Below are 6,359 nucleotides of genomic sequence, written 5' to 3'. Positions count from 1 at the left end.
TTTCCAACTGATCTAAATCCCGGACATCCACTAACCACCGGAAGATCACTCCGGGCAGGTAGTACTTAATTCTCATGGGTCCAATATTCATACTAACAGGGTTGTATCTCTCAATAGCCCTGGTGGGGAAGGTATGCTATGTTAAATCAGCATGTATTGTGGAGATCTCTTATCTTCACCATTTTTCTTGGAATAATCCTGTTCCCGGCAGTAAACGCTGACGGATCTGGAACTGCAGTTGATAACAAATCTGCGACGCAATTAACGGGTAATGTAGCACCTGGGGCCACGCAGGTGGCGTATACCTCTTCCGGCGCTCCATATGTTCCTGGCGAAGTGATCGTCAGGTACAAGAAACCGTCCGGCGGGGTATCAGCAGAGAGTGTTATGTCACCCGGTCTCATGGCAATGGGAGCCGAATTATCTGATGATTTCTCAGCGGAAGGCCTGAAAAATATGCAGATGATCCATACCGGAGAGAATGTCACTGTTCAGCAGGCGGTCACTGAACTGACCAATTCATCCTTTGTTGAGTATGCAGAGCCGAACTACATCGTGTCCCTGATGCCAAACGAGAACTCAACACCACCTGGACCAGAAAAACTGAGTGCTGAATCGGTATCTGGCGGACCAAATGATCCCAGGTTCAACGAGCAGTGGGCACTCTACAACACTGGGCAGGACGGAGGAACAAGTGGCGATGATATAAATGTCATTCCTGCCTGGGCAAAGACAACCGGTTCTGACTCAATCGTAGTGGCAGTCATTGATACCGGTACTGATTACAATCATCCTGATCTAGCCCAGAACATCTGGACAAACCCAAAAGAGATCCCTGGAAACGGGATTGATGATGATGGCAACGGGTATGTCGACGATGTCCATGGATGGAACTTTGTCAGCAACACCAATGACCCCATGGATGACAACGGCCATGGAACCCATTGCGCAGGAGTGATTGGAGCAGTTGGAAACAATGGCGTTGGCATCTCCGGTGTCAATCAGAAAGTCAGGATTATGCCGCTCAAAGTTCTTGGAAAAGACGGTAACGGAGACATGGCAAGCATAATCAAGGCATTTGCATATGCACGGACAATGGGAGCGAATGTCATCAGTTGTTCATGGGGAGGAACAACCCGCAGTGAAGCTCTCGGCGATGCTATTTCACAGACCAGTCTTCCGATTGTCTGTGCTGCCGGAAACTCCGGAGTCAATACTGATATTATCGCCCAGTATCCTTCCTGCTTTGACAGTCCTCAGATTATTTCTGTCGCTGCAAGTGATGCCAAAGATGGAATTCCGTCATACTCTAACTATGGTCCTACTTCGGTAGATGTCGCAGCACCTGGTGACTGGATCCTCTCGACATATCCGACAGCTCTTGGGTATGACTATATCAAGATGAAAGGAACCTCAATGGCTACCCCGCAGGTATCAGGCCTGGCTGCACTCCTCCTCTCGGTCAATCCGAGCCTTTCGACTGATCAGATCAAACAATTGATCCTGAATAATGCTGATCAGGTCTCTGCATTTTCAGGAAAAGTAGTATCTGGTGGCAGGATAGATGTAGGAAAGACCCTTAATGCTGCGACTGGCGGGACACCCACACAAGTGCCGACTGCAGCGCCTACTGCAACACAGACCGTTCCTACCCAGGTTCCAACACAGGCACCTACGGTAATACCAACAGCCACACAGACTCCTGCACCAACCCAGGTTCCAACTCAGGTACCGACAGTACTACCAACCGCAACACAAACAATTGTCCCGACCCAGATTCCAACTCAGGTTCCAACGGTAATACCAACTGCAACTCAGACTTCAGGTCCCTCTGTTGCAGTTCAGCCTCTTCAGGGTCAGTCCAATCAGCCCCGTGATCTCAACAATGACGGGAAATACGAAGACCTGAATGGTGATGGTATCTGTAATCAGACAGATGTAGAACTTTATTTCAGGATGATCGAATGGATTGCGGCTTTTGAGCCTGTCTCTGCGTTTGACTTTTCAGGAAACGGTAGGATAGACTTTACTGATATCCTTACCCTTTATAAGAGCATCAAGTAAGCAACCAATAATTGTATAGTGCCAACCGTTTCTGGAATCATCCGGAACGGTCTGGTTTCTAAATCTTTTTTAGTGCTTTAGGATTACCTGCTAATCAAAATCAAGTATTCTTGGGTATTCCAAATCAATAGCCTCGTTTAAGGCGATTTTTCCTTTTAAGGAATTAACATCAAAACACCGACAATAAACATCAGCGTAGCAAAAAAATACCTGAGAATTTTTGCAGGACACCGGTGTGCATATTTTACTCCCACAATTGAAAGGGGAATCGTTGTTGCTACGAGAACTCCCCACTGAACGAGATCAACATACCCTATAGAGTATGGTGGCAGACCTGCAACTCCGAGTCCATGCCAGAGATATGTTGCTACGGCTCCTGCCGATGAGAATATCAGACAGGCTGAAGAAGTTCCGATTGCAGTGTGAACCGGATAATGCAGAAGAAGAACCAGAATCGGGACCAGGACAACGCCTCCTCCTACACCGGCAAGGCTCGTGATGTTGCCGATACAAAACCCGATAAAGAGAAGCACAGGCAGCGACTGTCTGGGAGGGCATACTGAACATTCTTTTACATTCCATAGCATTCTGACAGCCATCAGGGTCACAAGCACGGCAAAAAAAGTTTTGAGAACCTGACCTGGCAGAAATGTTGCAATTGTCCCGCCCGTGACTGCCCCGACAACTGCTGCAACCCCCATGGGTATTGCAGTCTGCCAGTCAACTGCTCCCTTTCGATGATGCCCGAGTGCTGATGTCATCACTGTCGGAAGTGTGACAGCAAGACCGGTTGCAAAAGCAACCCTGATGGCAAGGGTACTATCAAGTCCGTCGCCAACGAGCAGCCAGTACTGCACCGGCACCATGATGAAACATCCGCCGACGCCAACCATGCCTGATGCGAATCCGGCTACTGATCCGGTTGTGATCAGAGAAAGCAGGTAGAGTATAATATCCATGAATAGACCGGTCTCCGGTGTTGATGATACTTCTCACAGGGTATTTGTGTCTCTCTACATATTGCTCTGCGCCCTGTCATTGGGAGGATCGCTGGTATGATACCGGTACAGGTCAGGTACTAGAGTATGTCAAAACCCGCTCTCCTTCTTATTGATATGCAGAATGATTTTGTCCTTGAAGGGAAACCACTTCAGGTCAAAGGAGCTTGCTCAATAATTCCGAAAATACAGAATGTCCTGGATCAGTTCAGATCTGCCGGTCTCCCGGTATTTCATGTTGTGCGTATTCATCGTCCAGATGGTTCAGATGTTGAGATCATGCGCAAAGAACTCTTCCAAAAAACCCCGTTTGCTGTTGAAGGAACCCCTGGTGCAGCAGTGATACATGAACTTGCACCACTGGAGAGTGAGTACCTACTCCCCAAGATCAGGATGAGTGCATTCATTGGAACCGGGCTTGATCTGACCCTACGAACACTGGGTGTGGACACAATTGTTGTTGCTGGTATTCAGACTCCGAACTGTATCAGGACAACGGTCTTTGATGCCATGGCATACAATTATCATACTTTTCTGGTTACAGATGCAACCGCTGCCCAGAGTGATGAGATTCACCAGAGTAATGTAAGGGATATGGCCAACATCGGAGTGCAGATAATACGATCTACAGATATTGTGTCCTGTCTGGAATGGTAACCCGTTTGGCAGGTGTCAGTTTCTGAAATCAGGTATCTCCGATGATATCATGAACCTTTTTAAGGAATTCGTCGCCTTTGAATGGCTTTATGATGTATCCAAGTGCCCCTTCCTTTAGTGCCATGTCAATCATCCGGTAATCATCTGCTGCTGTGCAGATCAGAACCCTGACTGCAGGATCTACCTTCTTCAGTTGCCTAAGGGTCTGAATTCCGTTGAGGTTCGGCATTATTATATCAAGAATAACAAGAACAGGCCTGAGTTCCTGATACTTCTGCAGTGCCTGAACTCCATCTTCAGCTTCAACCACTGTGCATCCTGCATGGTACAAAAACAGGCCCTCAATTTCACGGGCTAGTTCAGCATCGTCCACGATCAGGATCCTTCGCTTATCGCAGAACTGTTCAGTCATATAGACAATTACCTAACCTTGTATCCGACTTTGATGAGTTCTTTTTTGATATATTCCTCTGATTCTTCTCCAGGTCCTGAAACATTTACAACAATCCCGTTGTAGGTATCTCGGAGCAGTGAATCACTGCTGTGTAGTGCAAGTGTTCCGGTGATATACCCTGCCTGATTTCCTTCTGTAGAACAAATATCCATGATCCTGCATCGGTAATATTTACACTGGGCCGGGCTGTCTGTATGAATGGTACATCCAATCCTTCCCTTCCCGAGTGGACGCAGAAATCGGCACGCAGTTGGGTTCTGATCAGAAAAAGTGTGATCATCAAACCAACCTCGTTTGTCAGAATCTACCTCTGCTGAAAACTCTGTACCGGTGCTGACACAGCAGCAGTCAAATGTGTACTGGCCGGTCTGCTTCTCGATAACAATGTAATCGCCCAGATACATACAACAGGTACCGCATATCCGGCACTCAAAACCCATACTGAGTATTGATGTTGCTCATATTCATCATCATCACCCGGACTTTATGGTGCAGTATACCATCCGCTCTGCACCACTCTGCGTATCTTCATTACCTCTGCCCTCTAATCACCTGAGTGGTATCAATGCGCAGCGATGACGTCAAGGAAGGGTATGCCCGTGCACCCAACCGGTCACTAATAAGATCCCTTGGGATCACTGAAGAAGAGATGAACCGGCCGTTCATCGGAATCGCAAACTCGTGGAATACCATTGTTCCGGGTCACACACACCTTCGCCAGCTGGCTGAGCGGGTCAGGGAAGGCGTTGCAGCCGGGGGAGGAACCCCGTTTGAGTTCAATACCATCGGGATCTGCGACGGTATAGCGATGGGACACGAGGGAATGCGGTACTCTCTCCCGTCACGGGAAAATATTGCAGACTCTGTCGAACTAATGATCAAGGCCCACCGATTTGATGGTATTGTCTGTATCTGCACGTGCGACAAGATTGTTCCCGGTATGCTCATGGCTGCAGCCAGGTGCAACATTCCAGCAATCGTTTTAACCGGTGGAAATATGCTGCCCGGTCATCATCAGGGGTGTGAGATCTCACTGACTGACATCTTTGAAGGTGTCGGAAAGGTTGCAGCCGGGACCATGAGCGAAGATGAACTCAAGGAGATCGAGGCAGCAGCAATGCCTGGATGCGGAAGCTGCCAGGGTTTGTATACCGCTAACACCATGGCCTGTATGACCGAAGCGATGGGAATGTCCCTGCCTGGCTGTGCTGCCGTTCCTGCAGTGTTTGCAGAAAAACTCAGGCTCGCTTACTCCTCCGGTGTTAGATCTGTTCAGCTTGTCAACCAGCAGATCTTACCCCGGTCACTCATCACCCCGGTCAGTCTGCGAAATGCCATCAGGGTTGATATGGCTCTAGGAGGGTCAACCAATACAGTACTGCACCTGATGGCTGTCGCTCAGGAGGCTGGAGTTCCATTCTCTCTGGATGAATTCAACAAGATTGGAAACGAGGTTCCTCATATTGCCGCCATGCAGCCCGGAGGTCCGCACTCGATGTACGATCTCTTCAAGGCAGGTGGAATCCCTGCAGTCTTCAAACAGCTTCGCAACCATCTGGAGCCCTGTCCAACCGTATCAGGCAGAACTGTACACGAAATCGCAGACCGTGTAACATACATTGACGAATCCGTGATTCAGGCGGTATCAAATCCGGTGCATGCTGCCGGAGGTCTTCGCATTCTGAAAGGGTCACTTGCACCTGATGGTGCTGTTGTAAAATGTGGTGCAGTCAGGGACGAGATGTGGCGACATACCGGACCTGCACGGGTCTTTGACGGGGAACCGGCAGCAATGAAAGCGATCCTTGCCAGATCAATAACTGAAGGAGAAGTGATTGTTATCAGGGGAGAAGGGCCGAAGGGAGGTCCGGGAATGCCTGAAATGCTCTCACCGACATCTGCCCTGATGGGACTTGGGTACAACCGGGTGGTCCTTGTCACCGACGGGAGGTTCTCAGGTGGCACGCGAGGTCCGTGTATCGGTCATGTGGCACCAGAAGCTGTAGCAGGTGGCCCAATCGGACTAGTCAGGGATGGCGATCAGATCCAGGTTGATCTCCATGAACGAAGGATCGATCTCATGGTTTCACCTGCAGAACTGGACGAACGCAGAAAGACCTTCAAACCGATAATCAAGGAATTAGATGGAATACTAGCCAGGTATGTCGCCGCTGTCGGTCAGGCTG

General features: G+C 49.1%; 6 protein-coding genes. 3 read left to right on the top strand and 3 right to left on the bottom strand.

What is annotated here, in order from left to right; translation table 11 throughout:
- Positions 1-138: 138 nt before the first annotated feature.
- Positions 139-2,064: a S8 family serine peptidase gene (locus tag VN429_RS11675; RefSeq protein ID WP_325633526.1), complete on the top strand. Its 1,926-nt coding sequence runs from the start codon at positions 139-141 to the stop codon at positions 2,062-2,064.
- A gap of 155 nt (positions 2,065-2,219) precedes the next feature.
- On the opposite strand, the gene VN429_RS11670 is transcribed toward VN429_RS11675, so the two are convergent.
- On the bottom strand, positions 2,220-3,023 hold the full coding sequence (locus tag VN429_RS11670) for a sulfite exporter TauE/SafE family protein (RefSeq protein WP_325633524.1): 804 nt from the start codon (positions 3,021-3,023) through the stop codon (positions 2,220-2,222).
- 126 nt (positions 3,024-3,149) lie between these two features.
- Between VN429_RS11670 and VN429_RS11665 the strand changes: the two genes are divergently transcribed.
- Entirely contained in the window at positions 3,150-3,719 is a 570-nt protein-coding gene (locus tag VN429_RS11665; protein WP_325633522.1) for a cysteine hydrolase family protein, read from the top strand.
- Between the two features lie 28 nt (positions 3,720-3,747).
- Here the strand turns inward: VN429_RS11665 and VN429_RS11660 are convergent, their stop codons facing one another.
- Together VN429_RS11660 and VN429_RS11655 are read right to left on the bottom strand one after the other, a co-directional pair.
- Positions 3,748-4,131 carry a response regulator gene (locus VN429_RS11660; protein ID WP_325633520.1) on the bottom strand — a complete coding sequence of 128 codons (384 nt, stop codon included), beginning with the start codon at positions 4,129-4,131 and terminating at the stop codon, positions 3,748-3,750.
- 8 nt (positions 4,132-4,139) lie between these two features.
- Positions 4,140-4,577, bottom strand: coding sequence for a hypothetical protein (locus VN429_RS11655; protein WP_325633518.1), 438 nt, complete (start codon positions 4,575-4,577; stop codon positions 4,140-4,142).
- 161 nt (positions 4,578-4,738) lie between these two features.
- On the opposite strand from VN429_RS11655, the gene ilvD reads away from it, so the two are divergent.
- On the top strand, positions 4,739-6,359 hold a 1,621-nt coding region (ilvD, locus tag VN429_RS11650; protein ID WP_325633516.1), incomplete at its 3' end, for a dihydroxy-acid dehydratase.

Source organism: Methanospirillum sp., from assembly GCF_035560735.1.
GTDB lineage: Archaea > Halobacteriota > Methanomicrobia > Methanomicrobiales > Methanospirillaceae > Methanospirillum.
This window is presented reverse-complemented; position numbering and strand designations above follow the sequence as displayed.